The sequence below is a fragment of the Pseudomonas oligotrophica genome (assembly GCF_021726475.1).
Taxonomy (GTDB): domain Bacteria; phylum Pseudomonadota; class Gammaproteobacteria; order Pseudomonadales; family Pseudomonadaceae; genus Stutzerimonas; species Stutzerimonas oligotrophica.
Genome location: NZ_JAKJRU010000001.1, coordinates 805221 through 825101 on the forward strand (window position 1 = coordinate 805221; position 19881 = coordinate 825101).

Consider the following 19881-nt stretch of genomic DNA (forward strand, 5'->3'; position numbering starts at 1 on the left):
TATGGGATAAGCCGCGGGCAGCTTACAAAGCCTTTCGGGCCGGGCGCCTCAGCCGGCGGCGGCCGGCGCTGGCTGGCTTGCGCTGCGCTGGCAAAGCCGCAGCAGGAGCGCAGCGGGCGGCAGCGCCAGGGCCAGCAGCAGGTTGCCGAGCGCCGCGTCGATCGGCCCCCGCCAGGGCGCACTCGGCAGCAGCAGCGCGCCTGCGGCGATACCGGCCAGTGCGATCCGGCGCTCCGGCCAGTGCACGAGTCCGGCGTAGGCCAGCAGCAGGGCGCTGGCCAGTGCCAGCGTCAGCGCGTAGGGCGCGCTCCAGCCGGCCTGGCGAGCCAGCTCGAAGCATGCGCACAGGCCCAGCAGCAGGCGGCCCCAGGTCGGTCGGCTCCATTGCCAGCCACGTGCGCCGGCCAGGCAGGCCAGCGCCAGCAGCGGCACGCCCAGTTGCAGCGTCGCCTGCTGCAGCCAGCTCGTCAGCGCCCGGGTATCGGCGCCCAGCCCGGCGGCGGCCTGGCTGCAGCCGAGCGCGGCAGTCAGGGTCAGGCCGAGCAGGGCGCAGAACAGCGCCGCTTGCTCGGCCTCGCCGGCCTGGCGACGGCAGCGACCGACGGCCAGCGCCGAGCTACCGGCCGCCAGGGCCAGCAGCGCGGCGGACAGCGTCAGCGCCACTCCGCTCATTTGAGGCCGGCGAAGGCGCGTTCGGCGGCGTCGAGGGTGATCGCCAGCTCCGCATCGCCGTGGGCGATGGAGGTGAAGCCGGCCTCGAAGGCGCTCGGCGCCAGGTACACGCCGCCGTCGAGCATCAGGTGGAAGAAGCGCTTGAAGCGCTCGGCATCGCTGGCCATGACGTCGGCGAAGGTGACGATCTCGCTTGCCTCGCTGAAGTACAGGCCGAACATGCCGCCCACCTGGGTGGTGACGAAGGGGATGCCGGCCGCCGCTGCGCGCGCCTTCAGGCCGTCGAGCATGCGTGTGGTGTAGTCGCTCAGTTCGGCGTGGAAGCCGGGGCGGCTGATCAGCTCGAGGGTGGTCAGGCCGGCAGCCATCGCCAGCGGATTGCCCGACAGCGTGCCGGCCTGGTAGACCGGGCCGAGCGGGGCGATGCACTCCATGATCGCGCGCTTGCCGCCGAAGCAACCGACCGGCATGCCGCCGCCGATGATCTTGCCGAAGGTCGACAGGTCCGGGGTCACGCCGTAGTAGGCCTGGGCGCCGCCGAGGGCGACGCGAAAGCCGGTCATCACCTCGTCGAAGATCAACACCACGCCGTGCGCGTCGCACAGGCGGCGCAGGCCTTCGAGGAAGCCCGGCGCCGGCGGTACGCAGTTCATGTTGCCGGCCACCGGCTCGACGATGATGCAGGCGACCTGCTCGCCCTTTTCCGCGAGCGTGGCCTCGACTTCGGCGAGGTCGTTGTAGGCCAGGGTCAGGGTGTGCTTGGCGAAGTCCGCCGGCACGCCCGCCGAGCTCGGCACGCCCTGGGTCAGGGCGCCCGAGCCGGCCTTGACCAGCAGGCTGTCGGAGTGGCCGTGGTAGCAGCCTTCGAACTTGATGATGGCGTCGCGACCGGTATAGCCGCGGGCCAGGCGGATGGCGCTCATGGTCGCCTCGGTGCCGGAGCTGACCATGCGCACCATTTCCATCGACGGCACCAGCGCGCAGACGCGCTCGGCCATCGCCGTCTCCATCGCGGTCGGCGCGCCGTAGGACAGGCCGTGCTCCAACTGCCGACGCACCGCATCGAGCACCTGCGGGTGGCTGTGGCCGAGGATCGCCGGGCCCCAGGAGCCGACGTAGTCGACGTAGCGCTTGTCGTCCTCGTCGATGACGTAGGCGCCCTCGGCGTGCTTGAGGAACAGCGGCGTGCCGCCGACGCTGCGGAACGCGCGCACCGGCGAGTTGACGCCGCCGGGGATGTGGGTCTGGGCCTGATTGAAGAGTGCTTCGGAACGGGACATGCGGGGCCTCGCAAAACAGCGGCGGTATCGACCGCCGGGATGGTCAGATGGATTCGAACAGCTGGCTGAACGCCCGCGCGCGACGCTCGACCTCGGCGGCCGAGTCGGCGGCGAACAGCGCATGGACGACCGCCACCAGGCTGGCGCCGGCAGCGATGAGGGATGTGGCGTTGTCCAGGGTCACGCCGCCGATGGCGACGATCGGCAGCTGCAGCTGGCGGCGCGCCTGCTCGAGCAGGGCGATGTCGGCGCCCGGGGCGCCGGGCTTGGTGCGCGAGTCGAAGAAGCGACCGAAGGCGACATAGCTGGCGCCTTCGGCGGCGGCCTGTTCGGCCAGTTCCAGGCGCGCATGGCAGGTCGCGCCGATGACCGCCCGGCGGCCGAGCAGCGCGCGTGCGGCCGCCAGCGAGCCGTCCTCCTGGCCGAGGTGCAGGCCGGCCCCGAGGCGCGCGGCGAGCTCGGCGTCGTCGTTGACGATCAGCTCGGCGCCGTGGCGCTCGCACAGCGCCTGCAGCGCCTGGGCTTCGCGCAGGCGGCGGGATTCGTCGCGCGACTTGTCGCGGTACTGCAGCAGCCGCGTGCCGCCGCGCAGGGCGGCCTCGGCGTAGGGCAGCAGGCGCCCGTCGGCGAGCAGGGTGCTGTCGGTGATGGCGTAGAGACCGCGCAGGTTGTTCATGGCGCGTCCTCAGGCCAGGTCCAGCGGCAGGCGCCGCGGGATGTACTGGCCGCGGCCCGGTGCCTCGGCATCGCGCAGGGTGCGCCAGGTGTAGTCCAGCGCGCTGCGCACGGCGCCGACCACGTCCTGGCCGAGCGCCAGGCGGCCGGCCAGCGCGCTGGCCAGGGTGCAGCCGGAGCCGTGGTAGCTGCCCGGCAGGCGCGCGCAGGTGAAGTCGTGGCGGCTGCCGTCGCGGCAGTAGAGGCGGTTGTGCACCTCGTGCTCGTCGCCATGGCCGCCGGTGATCAGCAGGTGTTCGATGTGCGGCAGCAGGCGCTCGGCGCATTCGTCGGCCGTGCCCTCGGGCAGCTCGGCGAGGATGCGTGCCTCGGGCAGGTTCGGCGTGGCGATGGTCGAGGCCGGGAACAGCCGCTCGCGCAATGCGTAGCCGACCTCGTCCTTGCCCAGCGAGCCACCGCCACCGGCGCGCAGCACCGGGTCGCAGACCAGCGGCACGCCGGGCAGGCGGCCCATGATCTCGAGCACCGTCTCGACCATTTCCACCGAGCCGAGCATGCCGAGCTTGACCGCTGCCACCGGCAGGTCGGCGATGATCGCCTCGGCCTGGGCCAGCACCCAGGCGCGGTCCAGCACGCGGAAATCGGTGACGTCGACGGTGTCCTGCACGGTCAGCGCGGTGACCGCCGGGGCGGCGTGGCACTGCTGCGCCAGCAGCGCTTCGATATCGGCCTGCAGGCCGGCACCGCCGACCGGGTCGTGGCCGGACAGGCAGAGGACGACGGGACGCGACGGGTGGCTGTGCATGCGGCGGTTTCCTGCATCGGGGCGCGCCGTGCCGGCGTGACGGCGGGCAGGCGGGCGGGGACGGACATGGCGCGTGAGCTTACCACCAAAGCTCGCGCGCGGCCGCCGCGCCGGTGCGTGCCGATGTGCCGCGCCAGCGCCGGGGTGAGTCAGAGGAGTCCGCCATACCTGCAACGGCCGTCACCCGGCCGCCGCGCGCGATTCCACTTTGCCACGCTTGACGCTACTGTCAGCGCATTCACCGGACCCGCTGTCGAGACACCTCATGGGATATTCCTGGCTGTTGTTCCTTTTCCTGGGGCTGTTGCCGGCGCTTGCCGGCGCCGTCGAACTCGACGAGCGCACCGAGCGCCTCGCCCTCGGCGAGCATCTCGCGGTGTTCGAGGATGCCAGCGGCACCGCGGACATCGAGCAGGTGCGCGGGGCCTTCGCCGAGCGCTTCCAGCCGCACGACCGTGCGGTGCTCAATGCCGGCTACTCGCGTTCGGCCTACTGGCTGCGCCTGGACCTGCTCTACCGCCCCGGCACCGACGTGGCGGCGCGCCGCTGGCTGCTGGAGCTGGCCTATCCGCCGCTGGACGATATCCAGCTGTTCGTGCCCGATGGCCAGGGCGGCTATCGCCTGGCCTGGCGCACCGGCGATACCCACCCGTTCTCCGACCGCCAGTTCCTCCAGGGCGACTACCTGTTCGCCCTCGACCTGCAGCCGGGCGTGCCGCAGCAGGTCTACCTGCGCCTGCAGAGCCAGGGCTCGGTGCAGGCGCCGCTGACGCTCTGGTCGCAGGATGCCTACCTCGAATACCAGCCCAAGCGCATCTACGTGCTCGGGCTGATCTACGGCGTGCTGCTGGTGATGCTGGTCTACAACCTGTTCGTCTACCTCGGCATCCGCGACGCCAGCTACCTCTATTACATCGCCTACATCGCGACCTTCGGGCTGTACCAGGTCTCGGTCAACGGTGCCGGGGTGCAGTTCCTCTGGCCTGACCACCCGCTGTGGGCCAACCTGGCCACGCCGCTGCTGATCGGCGCGGCGGGGCTGTTCGGTTGCCAGTTCACCCGCAGCTTCCTGCAGACCGCCAGGCACAGCCCGTGGATCGACCGCCTGCTGCTGCTGATGATGGGCATGGCCGGGCTGGTCATGGCGCTGGCGCTGTGGGCCGACTACAGCCTGTCGCTGCGCATGGCGACCCTGCTGGCGCTACTCTTCACCCTGGTGGTGTTCGCCGCCGGCATCGCCGCCTGGGCCAGCGGGATGCGCGTCGCCCGCTACTTCGTCATCGCCTGGAGCGCGCTGCTGCTGGGCGGGCAGATCAACACCCTGATGGTGCTCGGCTACCTGCCGCACACCTTCCTGACCATGTATGCCAGCCAGATCGGCTCGGCCATCGAGGTGGCGCTGCTCTCGCTGGCGCTGGCCGACCGTATCAATGCCCTGCGCGACGAACGCACGGCGATCCTCGAGGCCAGCGGGGCCGAGCTGGCCCGCCTGAACGGCCAGCTGGCCGAGAGCAATCGGCTGAAGGACGAGTTCCTCGCCACCGTCAGCCACGAACTGCGCACGCCGATGATGGGCGTCAGCGGTGCCCTGCAATTGCTGCCCGATGCGGAGAGCGCAGAGGAGCGCACGCAGTTCCACGGCCTGGCCGAGCGTTCGGCGCGGGCGATGCTGCGGATGGTCGACGACCTGCTGCTGCTCTGCGAACTGCGTGCCGGGCGGGTGGCGGCGCGGCCGGCGCCGCTGCGCCTGGGCGACATCGCCGAGTGCCTGCGTCGGCAATACGAGCTGCAGGCGCAGGCCAAGGGCCTGGTGCTGCGGGTCGAATGCGCGCCGGGGCTGGAGCGGCCGCTGCTGGGCGACGAGGAGCGCATCCTCCAGTGCCTGTCGCGGCTGCTGGACAATGCCATCAAGTTCACCGACGGCGGCGGCGTGACGCTGCGCATGACCGCGGCGCCGGAAGCGGACGGCGTGCTGCCGGTGCGCCTGGAGGTGATCGACAGCGGCATCGGCTTCAGCGCACCGGAGGGTGGGCTGGTCTACGAACACTTCCGCCAGCTGGATGGCTCCATGACCCGCCGTCATGGCGGGCTGGGCATCGGCCTGGCGATCTGCAGCCATCTGGCGCAGGTCCTCGGCGGCGCCCTCGGCCACCATTCCAGCCCGGGTGCCGGCAGCTGCTTCGGCCTGCAGCTGCGCTTGCCGCTGGCCGAGGGCGAGCAGGTGACGCCGCCTGCGGGCATCGTCCAGGCCGTCTGAGCGCGGGACCGATCGGCAGGCTCTTTGGCGCATACCTCGCTTCAGCACCCCGGCCGATCGTGCTTCACTCAGATCGTCCTCCAGCCGATCGAGAAGGAGCCCGCCATGCTGCCGCATCCCTGTGCCGAAACCCACGAGGTCATCAACCAGGTGCCGCCGCTGGACGGCGCCAACCTCTACCGCCTCGACCTGCCGCTGCAGCAGTGGGTGGCGCGCTTCGGCGGCACCTGGGCCGAGCCGCGCCTGGACACCTACGGCGCCCTCGCCGGCGGCCCGCTGATGGCTGCCGGCTTTCTCGCCAACGAGAACAAGCCGCAGCTGCGCAGCCATGATCGCTACGGCCACCGGATCGACCAGGTCGACTTCCACCCGGCCTACCACGAGCTGATGCGCACCGCCATCGAGCACGGCATCCCCTCGCTGCCCTGGACCGATCCGCAGCCCGGCGCGCAGGTGGCGCGCGCGGCGCTGATGTACCTGCACAACCAGGCCGAGGCCGGCACCAGTTGCCCGCTGACCATGACCTACGCCAGCGTGCCGGCGCTGCGCCTGCAGCCGGATTTGGCCGAGCGCTGGCTGCCGAAGATCCTCGCCACCGAATACGACCCGCGCAATGTGCCTATGGAGGACAAGGCCGGTGTCACCATCGGCATGGCCATGACCGAGAAGCAGGGCGGCACCGACGTGCGCGCCAACACCACCCGCGCCTGGCCGGTCGGCGCCGGCGGGCCGGGCCAGGCCTACGAGCTGGTCGGCCACAAGTGGTTCTGCTCGGCGCCGATGTGTGACGCCTTCCTGACCCTGGCGCAGACCGACAAGGGGCTGTCCTGCTTCCTGCTGCCGCGCCATCGGCCGGACGGCACGCGCAACGCCTTCGAGATCCAGCGCCTGAAGAACAAGCTCGGCAACTGGGCCAACGCCTCCAGCGAAGTGGAGTTCCGCGGCGCGCTGGCCTGGATGGTCGGTGACGAGGGCCGCGGCGTGCCGACCATCATCGAGATGGTCGCTTCGACCCGCTTCGACTGCATGGTCGGCTCCAGCTCGCTGATGCGCCAGGCATTGACCCAGGCCCTCCATCACTGCCGCCACCGCCGGGTCGGCGGGCGTGCGCTCGCCGAGCAGCCGCTGATGCAGAACGTGCTCGCCGACCTCGCCCTGGAAAGCGAAGCGGCCCTGGCGCTGACCCTGCGCATGGGCCATGCGCTGGACAACCGGGCCGACGAGGCCCAGGACAAGTTCGCCCGGCTGGTGACCGCAGTCGGCAAGTACTGGATCTGCAAGCGCGCCCCGGAAATGATCGCCGAGGCCAGCGAATGCCTGGGCGGAGCCGGCTACGTCGAGGAAACCATCCTCCCGCGGCTCTACCGCGAGGCGCCGGTCAATTCCATCTGGGAAGGCTCGGGCAACGTCCAGTGCCTGGACGTGCTGCGCACGCTGTCGAAGGAAGCCGGCGTGCTCGACGTGCTGTTCGCCGAACTCGGCGACGGCCACGGCGACCGCCATCTGGCCACGCATATCGCCCGCCTCAAGCGCGACCTGCACGACGCCGACGACAGCCAGTACCGCGCCCGCCAGCTCACCGAAGACCTGGCCATCGCCCTGCAGGCCAGGCTCCTGCTCGAGGCCGGCAACAGCGCGGTGAGCGACGCCTTCATCGCCAGCCGCCTGGCCAGCAGCCGCCGCGCCTACGGCACCCTGCCACGCGGCATCGCCCTGCCACCGATCCTCGACCGCTCCACCCCGAGCTGAGTAACCGGCCGGCGCGGTAGCTTGCGGCGATAGGGATTTTCCATTGCCGATCAGACGCATACGATTGGAGTGTTCCCCGCAGGCGCGGGGATGAACCGTTTGTACAATTCAGCGTACATATTTAGTTCTCGTGTTCCCCGCAGGCGCGGGGATGAACCGCCGCTTCGCAACGTCCTCTTGGGTGAGGCCGCGTGTTCCCCGCAGGCGCGGGGATGAACCGAATGGTATTCGATGCACCGTCATGAATTGGCGGTGTTCCCCGCAGGCGCGGGGATGAACCGCGCAAATTCAAATCCCGCTGGTTCCGCGTCGCGTGTTCCCCGCAGGCGCGGGGATGAACCGCCGATTGCGGACTTCCCGAAGACGAAACACAAGTGTTCCCCGCAGGCGCGGGGATGAACCGATCCTGTCAGGCCTAGGAGCTGCAGAGTCGACGTGTTCCCCGCAGGCGCGGGGATGAACCGCGGTCTGTAGCATTAGAGCACTGCGGGCGGAGGTGTTCCCCGCAGGCGCGGGGATGAACCGGCCATCGCGATACCGATGATCGCGACGCCAGCGTGTTCCCCGCAGGCGCGGGGATGAACCGGTCACGCACGGCCACGGCCACGGCGGCCGGATGTGTTCCCCGCAGGCGCGGGGATGAACCGCAGCACAGAAACGTCGTTCGAGACATCCGGGCGTGTTCCCCGCAGGCGCGGGGATGAACCGCAGCTACGACCATGCGGCCCATGCCCTGGAGTGTGTTCCCCGCAGGCGCGGGGATGAACCGGTTCAGGACGGTGTTCGGGGTGAGGTGGTCAAGTGTTCCCCGCAGGCGCGGGGATGAACCGCAACTGCTCAGACTTCAGCGTGACCTGAAATCGTGTTCCCCGCAGGCGCGGGGATGAACCGCGTGGCCATGGAAGCCGATGCGCGACTTTTCCGTGTTCCCCGCAGGCGCGGGGATGAACCTGGAGTCGCTCGCGCTGCTGATCTGTTCCGAGCGTGTTCCCCGCAGGCGCGGGGATGAACCGGCCGCAGGCGGATAACTGGGGGGAGTCCGCTTGTGTTCCCCGCAGGCGCGGGGATGAACCGGCCTCCTCGAGCAGCTCGATCTCGCCCTCGTCGTGTTCCCCGCAGGCGCGGGGATGAACCGCGCCGCGGCGCGGCATCGGCCGGGCGCCTGGTGTGTTCCCCGCAGGCGCGGGGATGAACCGGCATCAAGGCCGCCCGCATGCTGTTCCCGCGTGTGTTCCCCGCAGGCGCGGGGATGAACCGCACTACGGAACGCAGACTGGCCGCACGGTGGAAGTGTTCCCCGTAGGCGCGGGGATGAACCGGCGTGCATGCCTTCCTGGGCGCCGAATCCGTCGTGTTCCCCGCAGGCGCGGGGATGAACCGCTGGGCGACATGGTGGCGAAGATCGCCAGCGAGTGTTCCTCGCAGGCGCGGGGATGAACCGCCGCCGGCGTCGGCCGGCTCCGGTCGAACGGGGTGTTCCCCGCAGGCGCGGGGATGAACCGGGTACAAAGTTACCTGTTAAGCCGGCGTACGAGTGTTCCCCGCAGGCGCGGGGATGAACCGGCGTTGCCGAACTCGTCCGAGGCTCGCCCGCGGTGTTCCCCGCAGGCGCGGGGATGAACCGGCCGACCGAGCGTGCTCCGATGCGTTCCGCTCGTGTTCCCCGCAGGCGCGGGGATGAACCGGGGCGCCAGTTCCACAACCAGGACACCGGCTAGTGTTCCCCGCAGGCGCGGGGATGAACCGACCGTCCACAGCTGGAAAACCCGGGACGAATGGTGTTCCCCGCAGGCGCGGGGATGAACCGCTCCTCCTTCTCGGCGGTCGGGAAGTCAGCGAGTGTTCCCCGCAGGCGCGGGGATGAACCGGACATACTTCGACCTGCAGAACCCCGCCACGCATGCCCCGCACCCGCGGAAATGAACCAGATCAGGTCGAGCCCCTCCCACGAGTTCGGGATGAACAGGCTGTAGAGGTCCGTCGCGCCTAGGTATGCGCTGTTTTGCTACGTATCGAGGCGTCCATCGGATGCGCGCTTGGCTCGCTCGCCTAACGGCTGCTACGGAATATCAACGCTCAAGGCTCGCTAGCAAACGGTGCCTGTGCGCTCCTGTCGCAGCGAAAACTTTACCTGTCTGCCCGTACAGACCTTTTAAGCGCGACTTGATGCGTGATTAGCTATCGATGGCTATTTGATATCGATAGGTTGCATATGCACAGGATGTGCTCGCACAGGTTTTCAGAACTGTCGGGGCCAGCAAGAACCCTCTGGGCCAAAAGCGGCGAGCCCGCGGGGCATGGATTGTTGGCCCACTTGCTCGACGTGGCGGCTGTCGTCGAGACGCTGCTGGCGCTCGAGCCGCCTGCCTCCTTGCGCTGGGCTATGCAGCAATTCGGCTTGCCGCATGCGGCCGTGTCTCGCTGGATCGCGGCATTGGCGGGTTTGCATGATTTCGGCAAGGCGATTCCGGGTTTCCAGGCCAAATGGCTCGAGGGCATGCAGGCTGACATAGCGTGTGGCCTTGAATTCCCGCCGGCTGCGTGCCGCAAGGATCGACATGATCTGGCCACTGCAGCTCTACTCACCCGTGAGCTATACGGTCTGGATATCGCCGACGCTGGCTGGCTTTGCCACGCCGTGCAGGCCGTCAGCGCTCACCATGGCTACCACTTCCTCGCGGACGAAACGAATCAGGGCAGGCCCGCAGGCGAGCCCCCTGAATGGGAAGCGGCGCGACAAGAAATCCTCGGTTGCTTTTGGCACACCGTTGCGCCTGATCAGCGTCCTGCGACCGATGAACTTTCATTGCCTGCCGTGAACTGGCTGGCCGGCTTGACCAGCGCCGCCGACTGGATCGCCTCGAATCCCGAGTGGTTCGCGCTCGGCCAGCGCGGCTTCGATGAGCTGGATGCCTATTACCAGGACGCATGTCGCCTGGCGCGCCTTGCCTTGGCGCACATCGGCTGGCGCGCCTTTTTTCCGCTACTCGACCAGTCATCCAGCGTCGACGAGTTGTTGGGCAGGGTCGTTGCTCGCCCGGGGCTGAGCGCACGTCCCTTGCAACGGGCCGGTGATCGGTTGCTGCGAGGCGTGCAAGGCCCTGCCCTGGTCCTCGTCGAGGCGCCCATGGGGGAAGGCAAGACCGAGCTCGCCTTTCTCGCGCATCTGCGTCTGCAGGCAGCCAATGGGCATCGTGGGCTGTATGTCGCACTCCCCACCCAGGCAACGGGCAACGCGCTGTTCAAGCGGGCGCTGACCTTTCTCGAGCAGTTCAGCGAAGGCCCGTTGGACGTACAGCTTGTTCACGGCGGCGCGGCGATGAACGTCGATATCCAACATCTGCGCGGCATCGCCGATGATCGGCAGGAAAGCCTGTCGGCATCGGCCTGGTTCTCCCAGCGCAAACGACCTCTGCTGTCGCCCTATGGGGTGGGCACGGTCGATCAGGCGCTGTTCGGCGTGCTCAATGTCAAGCACCACTTCGTTCGCCTGTGGGGCCTGGCCAACCGGGTCGTGGTGCTGGACGAGGTGCATGCCTACGACACCTACACCAATGGCCTGATCGTCGCCCTGCTGCGCTGGCTCAGGGCGTTGGGCTGCTCGGTGGTGCTGATGAGCGCGACCCTGCCGCTGGCCCGACGAGAAGAGCTGTTGCGCGCGTGGGGCGTCGCAGACGGCGTGCCCGAACTGGCCTACCCGCGTGTTTTGCTGGCGGATGATGGCGGGGTGCGCGGCGAGCACTTCGGCGCTCGCCCCTTGGCGCCTATCCATCTGGCCTGGGTGGCCGAATCGATCGACGCGTTGGCCGATCAGGCCATCGGCTTATTGGATACGGGTGGGTGTGGCGCGCTGATCGTCAACACTGTGGACCGTGCGCAGCAGCTCTACCGCTGTGTGCGAGAGCGGCTGGGCGAAAGCTGTGAGCTGTTCCTTTTCCACGCACGCTATCCGGCCGACGAGCGAGGCGAGCGTGAACGCCAGGTGTTGTCTGCCTTTGGCGTTGCGGGTGAGCGGCCCCCACGGGCGCTGCTGATCGCTACGCAGGTCGCCGAGCAGTCTTTGGATATCGATTTCGACTTCATGCTCAGCGACCTGGCTCCGGTCGACCTGCTGTTGCAGCGGGCCGGGCGGCTGCATCGGCACGAGCGCGAACGGCCTCCGGCGCATCGCCAGGCGCGGCTATGGGTTGCCGGGCTGCAGCGCGACAAGCTCCCGGACCTGAAGGAGACCGCCTGGGGCTATGTCTACGACCCGTACGTCCTGCTGCGGACCTGGGCCTTCTTGCGTGACGAGCGCGAACTTCAACTGCCGGCCGATATCGACCGCCTGGTACAGGCCGTATACGACGATGACGCGCTGCCGGCCGATCTCGAAGCCGCGGCGCGTGAGCAGATCGAGATCGAATCCTACGGCGAATACCTGGCACGCATTCAGAAGGAGCGTCGTGAGGCACTGAACATCGCCATCGACCCGCGGGACGAACCGCAGCGCGCCTACGACAACAAGCCGCGCGGCAGCGAGGAGGGCGAGGGCACCGGGCTGGAAAACAAGACCCGCCTGGGCCGAGAGTCGATCACCCTGATTCCGGTCGAGTTGGCTGATGCCGGCTGGTGCGTGCGTCCGGGCGAGGCACCGTTCGCGCCGGATCGGCCGCTGTCCGACACGCTGGCGCGGCGCCTTTACGACCGCCAGTTGAAGGTGTCGCGCACGGCCCTGGTCAAGCGCTTCAAGTGCGACGAGCTGCCCGTTGCGTTCCAGCATCCGCTGCTTCGCAACTGCTATCCGTTGCCGCTGCAGCTAGGCCGTTACTCGCACGAGGGGCTTTGCCTGCAACTGGATGATGAACTCGGGCTGGTTTACCTGCCCGTCGAAGGACCGAACGAGGAGAAGGCATGAGCAAGGCGTTCTGCTTGCTGGACGAACCCTGGATGCCGGTACGCCTGGCTGACGGGAGCGTGGTCGAGCTGGGCTTGTTGGAGGTGTTCGAGCGCAGCGGGGAAATCGTCGCCCTGGCCGAGACAGCGCCGCCGAGCCTGGTGGCGCAGTATCGGCTGTTGTTGGCGATCACCCACCGCGCACTGACCAAAGCATTAGGCCAATGGCGCGACAAGGACCGGGTGCGCTGGTACCGCGAGGGGCTGCCCCTGGCCGATATCCGCGCTTATCTGGAGGCATGGCGCGAGCGCTTCTGGCTGTTCCATCCCGAATACCCGTTCATGCAGGTTGCGGCGTTGGCCAAAGCGGAAGAAACCCGCGACAAGCGCAAGCCGTGGACGCAGATTTCCCTTGCCAGCGCTAACGGCAACACGCCGGTCGTGTTCGACCACGCCTGGGATGGCGCGCCCGAGCCGATCCGCCCGGCGGATGCGCTCGCTACTTTGCTCGGCTTCTTGCAGTTCACGCCCGGCGGGCTGGTCAAGACGCTGCGCGATGCCGACAAGGCCGGTGCCTTGGTAAACACCGCTGCTGTCATGCCGGTCGGCAAGACATTGGCCGAGACGTTGTGCCTCGCATTGCATCCATCTCCCCGTGAAGGTGCAGCCCCCGACTTGCCGGGCTGGGAGCACGATGCGCCCACGATTGCCGCGCTGCGCGGCGATCCCATACTGGCCAGCGGGCCGAATGACCGTTACACCCGGCTGAGCCGGGCTGTCCTGTTATGTGAAGAAGCGCAGGGCCATGTTCGCTGGATCCGCTTCGCGGCAGGCCTGGCCTTGGGTGAAGATGCCAATGCACCAGATCCCATGGCGAGCTTTCGTGCCGGTAGTAGCGGGTTGGTCCGGCTGACGTTTGTGGACGGCAGGGCGCTATGGCGGGACCTGCCGGCGTTGCTGCCGAGCGCTGGTGCCAGTACCCAGGCAGCCGCGGTTGTGCAATACGCTGTCGGCCTGCATCAACAGCTAAACCCCTTCGAAAGCGTCTATCAGCCCTTGCTGGTCGCCGGGCTTGCCAGCGACCAGGCCAAGCTCTTGCGTTGGCGCATGGAGCAGATCCGGCTGCCCGCAGGCCTTTTGCTGGATGCCCACAAGGCGCTGCATCTTCGCGAACAGGTTGCCGTTGCCGAAACGCTCTTCGCTGAAATCAAGCGACTGGCGGTTGGTCTGGTCGCCGCGACGCTGCCCGATTCGAAAAGCAAGGACACCCGGACGCGCGCCCGTAGCATGGTCGACGCCGGCTCGCTGGCATCGACTTACTTCGCCCAGGCGCAGCGCAGCGTGGACCCGTTGCTAGAGCTGATTGCCACCGGCCAGACGGAGGATGCCGACCTGCTCTGGAGGAGCGCCCTGCGTAGCGCTGCCGAGCAAGGCTGGAGCGAAGTGCTCGTAGGGCTTGGCAGCTCGATCCAGGCCATACGAGCCGATGCGCGCTATTGGCCGCGCTTTTGCGGGCTTCTCAACCGCCAACTCTCCCGTATTGATCACCTCACGTCAGACAAGGAGGCCGCCTCGTGAGCGACCATGCCGAACAGTTCATCGTCCATCTGCTGGCGCTCAGGGAGCGCGGTCGCGGCGCGCTTGCCGTGTTGCGCCACAGCCTGGCGTTCGAGCCGGGCGCCTATCCCAAGGCGTTTCCCTACATTGAGCGCTTCGCCGGCAACGCCGTGCATGAGCGTGATGCGCGACGCTTGGCGCTATACGCGGTTGCGGGCCTCTTCGCGCGGCATCCCCTGCAGGCGCCGCAGAGCTTTGCCTCGGCACTCGGTGAGCTACAGCATCGCCGCGGCAGTACCAGCATCGAGGGGCGCTTCATCGCCCTGCTGGGGGCTGATGCGGAAAACATCGTCGACTACCTGCGCCAGGCCATCAGCCTGTTGGCGGCCGACGGGATCGGCTGCAATTACGCGCAGTTGCTCGAGGACCTTTCGCAGTGGATGAATCCCGCCACCGATCCAAGCCGCCTGCGGCAACGCTGGGCTCGCGACTACTACCGTGCCGCCGGAGCGGCAACCTCCGACACATCCGATAACGAGTAAAGGAAGACCGATCCATGAGCCTGTTTCTCGAGTTTCATCTGATCCAGAACTTCGCCCCTTCCAATCTCAACCGCGACGACACTGGTGCGCCCAAGGATGCGATTTTCGGTGGGCAGCGCCGGGCGCGCGTCAGTAGTCAGTGCTTCAAGCGCGCGGTGCGCCTGGCGGCCAGTCAGCACGACCTCCTGCCTGCGGCAAATCGCGGTGTGCGCACCAAGAAGCTTCAAGCGCTTCTGCTCGAACGCCTCGCCGGGCGCGACGTCGAGCAGGCCGGGGCCAAGATCGAAGTCGCTCTCGCGGCGGCAGGTCTCAAGATCAAGGACGATGGCAAGACCGAATATCTGCTGTTCTTGGGTGAGGGCGAAGTAGCGGCGTTCGCACAACTGATCGAACAACACTGGGATGAACTGCCGGTCGGCAGCGATAAGAAAAGCAAGAAGGATGCGAAGGCGAGCCTGCCAGCGGAGATCGTGAAGAAGGCCAAGGCTTTGCTGGATGGTGGCAAGGCCGTCGACGTCGCTTTGTTCGGCCGCATGCTGGCTGACCTGCCATCGGTCAATCAGGACGCCGCCTGTCAGGTTGCCCACGCCATCAGTACTCATCGCGTCGAGCGTGAATTCGACTATTTCACCGCCGTGGACGACAAGGGCGATGAGGATGAAACCGGTGCCGGCATGATCGGCCAGGTGGAGTTCAATTCAGCCACCCTTTACCGCTATGCCGTGCTTGATGTGCACAAGCTGCTCGGCAACTTGCAGCAGGACCGCGAGCTGGCGCTTTCGGCGGTCGAGGCCTTCACGCGTGCGCTGGTGCTGGCCATCCCGAGCGGCAAGCAGAACAGCTTCGCTGCGCATAACGCGCCGGAATTCATCGGCGTTTGCCTGCGTCACGCCACACCGCTGAGCCTGGCCAATGCGTTCGAAAAACCCGTGACGCCGCGGCTCGATCGGGCTCTGACCGAGCAGTCCGTCGAGCGTATGGCCGGTTACGAGGCCAAGCTCGCTGCAGTCTACGCGGCACCGGAAGATCGCTGGCTGACGCTCGATCTAACCGGCTGCTGGCCGGCTGAAAAGGGTGAAACTGCGTCCAATCTCGTTGCCCTGGCACAGCGTGTGCGCGAGCTGGCCGCCGCCGAGCTGGAGGCGTGAGCATGGCCACCTTGCTGCTGCGCCTGCAGGGGCCAATGCAGTCCTGGGGCACGACCAGCCGCTTCGACGAGCGGGATACCCAACTCGAGCCCTCGAAGTCCGGCGTGCTTGGGCTGGTGTGCGCCGCGTTGGGGCGCGACCGCGCCGAGCCGGTGGATGATCTGGCGAGGTTGCGCATGGGCGTGCGTGTCGAGCGCGAAGGCGTGCCGATGCGGGACTACCAGACCGCTACCGGCGTGGCGATTGCCTCCAGCGGCAAGGCAGACCTTGGGCGTACGGTAGTCAGCCCGCGTTTCTTCCTTGCCGATGCCGTATTCCTGGTGGGCCTGGAAGGCGGGCGCGACCTGCTCGAACAGATCCATGCAGCGCTGGCCCGTCCCGTCTGGCCATTGGCGCTGGGTCGCAAGAGTTTCGTGCCATCGCTGCCGGTGCATCTGCCCGATGCGGTGCTCGATCGGCCTCTGGAAACAGTCCTGGCCGAGTGGCCGTGCCTGCTGAACGGCGTGCTGCCGCAATTACCCAGGCGCGTCCTGCTGGAACATGCGAATGAAGGCAGCGTTCGTCTGGATCAGCCCGTTGCACCGTTCGCCGCGCGGCGCTTCGGCCCGCGTTACGTCAAGTCGGAGTTGTTTTTCACAGGAGTGACGCATGTACCTGACCCGTCTGCGGCTTGATCCGCGTAGCGCCCTGGCGCGCCGCGACCTTGCCGATCCTTACGATATGCACCGCACCCTGGTGCGCGCCTTCGTTCAGGACAGCGAACAAACGCCGCCACGCTTTCTATGGCGCGGCGAGCCGACTTCGGCCTGGGGCGAGCCGGTCGTGCTGGTGCAGTCCGAAGAGGCAGGACAGTGGTCGACTCTCGAAGCACTGCCGAATTACCTCAAGGAGACAGCCGAGACTCTGGAGTGGCAACCTGAGGCCCGTCTTCGTGTCGGTGAACGTTATCGCTTTCGGCTATTTGCCAACCCCACGGTTACCCGGAACGGGAAACGCCTGGGGCTGATGGCCGAGGAAGCGCAGCTTGCCTGGCTGGCACGACAAGGCGTGCGTCTGGGGTTTTCTGTCGATGCTGCGCTGGTTACCGGTAGCGAACTGCTGCGCAGTCGCAAGGGCGACAGCCGGATCAGCCTGCTCCGGGCCAGTTTCGAGGGGCGGCTCATAGTGGACGACGCGGATGTGCTGGCGCGTGCAGTGAGGACCGGCATCGGGCCGGGCAAGGCGTTTGGCTGCGGCTTGCTCAGCCTCGGACGGAGCTGAGCACCTACAGTTGGCAACCATCGACCGGCAAGGAGCCTATATGAAAGCCAAACTCCAGGTGCTCGACCAGCAGATCGGCACCGCCACACAGGACGGCGTCGAGTACATCAACATCACCGATATCGCCCGCTTCAAGAACAACGAGCGGACCGATGACCTGATCCGCAATTGGTTGCGCAACCGCAACACCATCGAGTTTCTCGGCATCTGGGAGCAACTCAATAACCCAGCCTTCAAACCCGTCGAATTCGACGGGTTTAGAAAACAGGCCGGCCTCAACAGCTTCACCCTGACGCCCAAGCAGTGGATCGAGCAGACCGGTGCCATCGGCCTGATCTCGCGCGCGGGGCGCTACGGTGGGACCTTTGCCCAGAAGGACATCGCCTTCGAATTCGCCAGCTGGATCTCGGTGGAGTTCAAGCTCTATCTCATCAAGGAATTCCAGCGGCTCAAGGAGCAGGAGTTCCAGCAGCTGGGCTGGGATATCCGGCGCAACCTGGCCAAGGTCAATTACCTGATCCACACCGATGCCATTCGGGAAAACCTGATCCCGGACACCCTGACGTCACAGCAGATCAGCCATGTCTACGCCAGCGAGGCCGACCTGCTCAACGTGGCGCTGTTCGGCGTCACCGCGCGTGAGTGGCGGGACGCCAATCCGGCGCTCAAGGGCAACATCCGCGACCACGCCGACGTGCACCAGCTGGTCTGCCTGGCGAACCTGGAGTCGATGAATGCGCATTTCATCGAGCAGGGCCTGAGCCAGGCCGAGCGACTCAAGAGGTTGAACGAACTCGCCATCCGGCAGATGCGTGTCCTGGTCGCGCGGTTGTCGACAGGCGAGGTCGAGTGACATGGCTTCGACCCTGTTGCCGCCGCTCAAGCCGCTGCCCATGAAAGACCGCATCTCCATGGTGTTCGTACAGTACGGGCAGATCGACGTGCTCGACGGCGCCTTCGTGGTGGTCGACAAGAATGGCGTGCGCAAGCACATTCCGGTCGGCTCGGTGGCCTGCATCATGCTCGAGCCGGGCACGCGCATCTCCCACGCTGCGGTGAACCTGGCGGCGACCGTCGGTACCTTGCTGGTCTGGGTCGGCGAATCGGGTGTACGGCTGTACTCCAGCGGGCAGCCCGGCGGCGCGCGTGCCGATCGCCTGCTCTACCAGGCCAGGCTGGCGCTGGATGACGACCTGCGGCTCAAGGTGGTGCGCAAGATGTACGAGGTGCGCTTCGACGAACCGGCCCCGGCCAGGCGTAGCGTCGAGCAGTTGCGCGGCATCGAGGGGGCGCGGGTGCGTGGCACCTACAAGCTGCTGGCGCAGCAGTACAAGGTGAACTGGCACGCGCGCAACTACGATCGCAACCAGTGGGACGCAGCAGATATTCCCAACCGCTGCCTGTCTGCCGCTACTGCCTGTTTGTATGGCATCACCGAAGCGGCAGTGCTCGCCGCAGGCTATGCGCCGGCCGTGGGCTTCATTCATACCGGCAAGCCGCTGTCTTTCGTTTACGACATTGCCGACCTGTTCAAATTTGAAAGCGTGGTGCCGTTGGCCTTTCGCATCGCCGCCAAGTCACCAGCCGAGCCTGAGCGAGAGGTGCGGATTGCATGCCGCGACCTGTTCCGCTCGGACAAGCTGCTCGGGCGCATCATCCCGCTGATCGAGGAAGTACTCGCAGCCGGCGGCATCAACCCGCCTGAAGCGCCCCCCGAATCCGTCCCGCCAGCCATTCCCAACCCCGCCACCCACGGCGACGTCGGCCACAGGGCGAAGTAATGACCTTTCTCGTCGTCGTCACCGAAAACGTCCCGCCGCGCCTGCGCGGGCGGCTGGCGATCTGGTTGCTGGAGGTTCGGGCAGGCGTCTATATCGGCGACGTTTCGCGACGCACCCGCGAAATGATCTGGCGGCAGCTCGAAGCCGGGTTCGAGGACGGAAACGTGGTCATGGCCTGGGCGAGCAAGAGCGAATCCGGGTACGACTTCCAGACCCTCGGCGCCAACCGGCGCGAGCCTATCGACTACGACGGCCTCAGGCTCGTCGCCTTCCTGCCTCCGCAAGGCGTCGATCTTTAACAAATAAATCGGTAGATTTTGCGTGGTTGATTTTCTCTTTCGAGAACAATCAGTTACGTTTAGAGCGTTCCCCGCACCCGCGGGGATGAACCGCTGGGGTATTCCTGCCACATCTTTTCCTCAGCGCGTTCCCCGCACCCGCGGGGATGAACCGCTGGCCGGCTTCGCTGTAACCGTGGACGGCGAGCGTTCCCCGCACCCGCGGGGATGAACCGACGCTACAGATTGTTAATCAAGGTATTATTGGGCGTTCCCCGCACCCGCGGGGATGAACCGCTGCTCCAGCAGGAATACGTTCTCGGCGCCGGGCGTTCCCCGCACCCGCGGGGATGAACCGCTGTCGGATCTGTTTTTCGCCATCGGTCACGCGCGTTCCCCGCACCCGCGGGGATGAACCGACCGGTAACCGCATCGAGCCGGCCACCGACCAGCGTTCCCCGCACCCGCGGGGATGAACCGAAGGCCGCACGGGTCGCCGAGTCGCTCGAGAAGCGTTCCCCGCACCCGCGGGGATGAACCGGTGCTGGTTTCGTGTTCGTCGGTCTGGCCATCGCGTTCCCCGCACCCGCGGGGATGAACCGTGCAGCACATCGCCACCGAACGCCGTGCAGTCGCGTTCCCCGCACCCGCGGGGATGAACCCGCTGGAGAACCTTGGCGCTGAGCTGGGGGCTGGCGTTCCCCGCACCCGCGGGGATGAACCAGCCGAACGCTTCAGCCAGCGCTTCCAGTGGGCGCGTTCCCCGCACCCGCGGGGATGAACCGGCCGGCGACTACCACTACGACGGCGAAAACGGGCGTTCCCCGCACCCGCGGGGATGAACCGTTAGAGCAAAGTCTGCCGCCTCGACAATGGCGGCGTTCCCCGCACCCGCGGGGATGAACCGTCTTCGCCGCCAACGGCAACAGTCGGAGCCGCGCGTTCCCCGCACCCGCGGGGATGAACCGGGTGGCCACTTCACATTCAACGGCTTGCTGATGC

At 67.2% G+C, this 19881-nt stretch carries 15 protein-coding genes and 2 CRISPR repeat arrays (1 of these 17 cut by a window edge); of the genes, 11 read left to right on the plus strand and 4 right to left on the minus strand.

Annotated elements, in window-relative coordinates:
• Positions 1 to 48: 48 nt before the first annotated feature.
• From L3N39_RS03650 to L3N39_RS03665, 4 genes are read right to left on the minus strand one after another with little or no spacing between them, the layout of a single operon-like run.
• A complete protein-coding gene (locus tag L3N39_RS03650) occupies positions 49 to 672 on the minus strand; it encodes a hypothetical protein (protein ID WP_237255832.1) in 624 nt (207 codons plus the stop codon).
• Positions 669 to 1952 carry a glutamate-1-semialdehyde 2,1-aminomutase gene (gene hemL / locus L3N39_RS03655; protein ID WP_237255833.1) on the minus strand — a complete coding sequence of 428 codons (1284 nt, stop codon included), beginning with the start codon at positions 1950 to 1952 and terminating at the stop codon, positions 669 to 671. The genes L3N39_RS03650 and hemL overlap by 4 nt, the downstream gene beginning before the upstream one ends.
• A gap of 43 nt (positions 1953 to 1995) precedes the next feature.
• Positions 1996 to 2628, minus strand: a complete 633-nt coding sequence (gene thiE / locus L3N39_RS03660) for a thiamine phosphate synthase (RefSeq protein WP_237255834.1) — start codon at positions 2626 to 2628, stop codon at positions 1996 to 1998.
• 9 nt (positions 2629 to 2637) lie between these two features.
• A complete protein-coding gene (locus L3N39_RS03665) occupies positions 2638 to 3432 on the minus strand; it encodes a hydroxymethylpyrimidine/phosphomethylpyrimidine kinase (RefSeq protein WP_237255835.1) in 795 nt (264 codons plus the stop codon).
• A gap of 265 nt (positions 3433 to 3697) precedes the next feature.
• On the opposite strand from L3N39_RS03665, the gene L3N39_RS03670 reads away from it, so the two are divergent.
• The 11 genes from L3N39_RS03670 to cas2e all read left to right on the plus strand — a co-directional run bounded on the left by L3N39_RS03670 (position 3698) and on the right by cas2e (position 18900).
• Positions 3698 to 5689, plus strand: a complete 1992-nt coding sequence (locus L3N39_RS03670; RefSeq protein ID WP_237255836.1) for a sensor histidine kinase — start codon at positions 3698 to 3700, stop codon at positions 5687 to 5689.
• A gap of 105 nt (positions 5690 to 5794) precedes the next feature.
• On the plus strand, positions 5795 to 7438 hold the full coding sequence (locus tag L3N39_RS03675) for an acyl-CoA dehydrogenase family protein (RefSeq protein WP_237255838.1): 1644 nt from the start codon (positions 5795 to 5797) through the stop codon (positions 7436 to 7438).
• Positions 7439 to 7507: 69 nt separating this feature from the next.
• A CRISPR array of direct repeats spans positions 7508 to 9306; the repeat unit is 29 nt; unit sequence GTGTTCCCCGCAGGCGCGGGGATGAACCG.
• Positions 9307 to 9659: 353 nt separating this feature from the next.
• The gene (gene cas3 / locus L3N39_RS03680) at positions 9660 to 12335 is read left to right on the plus strand and encodes a CRISPR-associated helicase Cas3' (RefSeq protein WP_431977996.1); all 2676 of its coding nucleotides are present in this window, start codon (positions 9660 to 9662) and stop codon (positions 12333 to 12335) included.
• Positions 12332 to 13891 (plus strand): type I-E CRISPR-associated protein Cse1/CasA, encoded by a 1560-nt coding sequence (gene casA, locus L3N39_RS03685; RefSeq protein ID WP_237255839.1) that lies wholly within the window; start codon positions 12332 to 12334, stop codon positions 13889 to 13891. Before cas3 ends, casA begins: the two co-directional genes overlap by 4 nt.
• A complete protein-coding gene (gene casB, locus L3N39_RS03690; RefSeq protein WP_237255841.1) occupies positions 13888 to 14412 on the plus strand; it encodes a type I-E CRISPR-associated protein Cse2/CasB in 525 nt (174 codons plus the stop codon). The genes casA and casB overlap by 4 nt, the downstream gene beginning before the upstream one ends.
• Positions 14413 to 14426: 14 nt before the next feature.
• Positions 14427 to 15560 carry a type I-E CRISPR-associated protein Cas7/Cse4/CasC gene (gene cas7e / locus L3N39_RS03695; RefSeq protein ID WP_237255842.1) on the plus strand — a complete coding sequence of 378 codons (1134 nt, stop codon included), beginning with the start codon at positions 14427 to 14429 and terminating at the stop codon, positions 15558 to 15560.
• A gap of 2 nt (positions 15561 to 15562) precedes the next feature.
• Positions 15563 to 16234 carry a type I-E CRISPR-associated protein Cas5/CasD gene (gene cas5e / locus L3N39_RS03700; RefSeq protein WP_237255844.1) on the plus strand — a complete coding sequence of 224 codons (672 nt, stop codon included), beginning with the start codon at positions 15563 to 15565 and terminating at the stop codon, positions 16232 to 16234.
• Entirely contained in the window at positions 16209 to 16820 is a 612-nt protein-coding gene (cas6e, locus tag L3N39_RS03705) for a type I-E CRISPR-associated protein Cas6/Cse3/CasE (protein ID WP_237255846.1), read from the plus strand. Before cas5e ends, cas6e begins: the two co-directional genes overlap by 26 nt.
• Positions 16821 to 16860: 40 nt before the next feature.
• Complete coding sequence (locus L3N39_RS03710) at positions 16861 to 17673, plus strand: KilA-N domain-containing protein (RefSeq protein ID WP_237255847.1); 813 nt, start codon at positions 16861 to 16863, stop codon at positions 17671 to 17673.
• Between the two features lies 1 nt (position 17674).
• Positions 17675 to 18601, plus strand: a complete 927-nt coding sequence (gene cas1e / locus L3N39_RS03715; protein ID WP_237255849.1) for a type I-E CRISPR-associated endonuclease Cas1e — start codon at positions 17675 to 17677, stop codon at positions 18599 to 18601.
• Entirely contained in the window at positions 18601 to 18900 is a 300-nt protein-coding gene (cas2e, locus tag L3N39_RS03720) for a type I-E CRISPR-associated endoribonuclease Cas2e (protein WP_237255851.1), read from the plus strand. Before cas1e ends, cas2e begins: the two co-directional genes overlap by 1 nt.
• Positions 18901 to 18964: 64 nt before the next feature.
• Positions 18965 to 19881: a CRISPR direct-repeat array (repeat unit 29 nt; unit sequence GCGTTCCCCGCACCCGCGGGGATGAACCG); it runs 1432 nt beyond the window's last position.

Excerpts from the sequence above, each read along its gene's own strand:
- cas2e (WP_237255851.1), top strand. The coding sequence starts at position 18,601 with ATGACCTTTCTCGTCGTCGTCACCGAAAACGTCCCGCCGCGCCTGCGC.
- thiE (WP_237255834.1), bottom strand. The coding sequence starts at position 2,628 with ATGAACAACCTGCGCGGTCTCTACGCCATCACCGACAGCACCCTGCTC.
- L3N39_RS03665 (WP_237255835.1), bottom strand. The coding sequence starts at position 3,432 with ATGCACAGCCACCCGTCGCGTCCCGTCGTCCTCTGCCTGTCCGGCCAC.
- cas7e (WP_237255842.1), top strand. The coding sequence starts at position 14,427 with ATGAGCCTGTTTCTCGAGTTTCATCTGATCCAGAACTTCGCCCCTTCC.
- L3N39_RS03670 (WP_237255836.1), top strand. The coding sequence starts at position 3,698 with ATGGGATATTCCTGGCTGTTGTTCCTTTTCCTGGGGCTGTTGCCGGCG.
- L3N39_RS03710 (WP_237255847.1), top strand. The coding sequence starts at position 16,861 with ATGAAAGCCAAACTCCAGGTGCTCGACCAGCAGATCGGCACCGCCACA.
- cas3 (WP_431977996.1), top strand. The coding sequence starts at position 9,660 with ATGTGCTCGCACAGGTTTTCAGAACTGTCGGGGCCAGCAAGAACCCTC.
- casA (WP_237255839.1), top strand. The coding sequence starts at position 12,332 with ATGAGCAAGGCGTTCTGCTTGCTGGACGAACCCTGGATGCCGGTACGC.
- cas5e (WP_237255844.1), top strand. The coding sequence starts at position 15,563 with ATGGCCACCTTGCTGCTGCGCCTGCAGGGGCCAATGCAGTCCTGGGGC.
- cas6e (WP_237255846.1), top strand. The coding sequence starts at position 16,209 with ATGTACCTGACCCGTCTGCGGCTTGATCCGCGTAGCGCCCTGGCGCGC.
- hemL (WP_237255833.1), bottom strand. The coding sequence starts at position 1,952 with ATGTCCCGTTCCGAAGCACTCTTCAATCAGGCCCAGACCCACATCCCC.
- L3N39_RS03650 (WP_237255832.1), bottom strand. The coding sequence starts at position 672 with ATGAGCGGAGTGGCGCTGACGCTGTCCGCCGCGCTGCTGGCCCTGGCG.
- L3N39_RS03675 (WP_237255838.1), top strand. The coding sequence starts at position 5,795 with ATGCTGCCGCATCCCTGTGCCGAAACCCACGAGGTCATCAACCAGGTG.
- cas1e (WP_237255849.1), top strand. The coding sequence starts at position 17,675 with ATGGCTTCGACCCTGTTGCCGCCGCTCAAGCCGCTGCCCATGAAAGAC.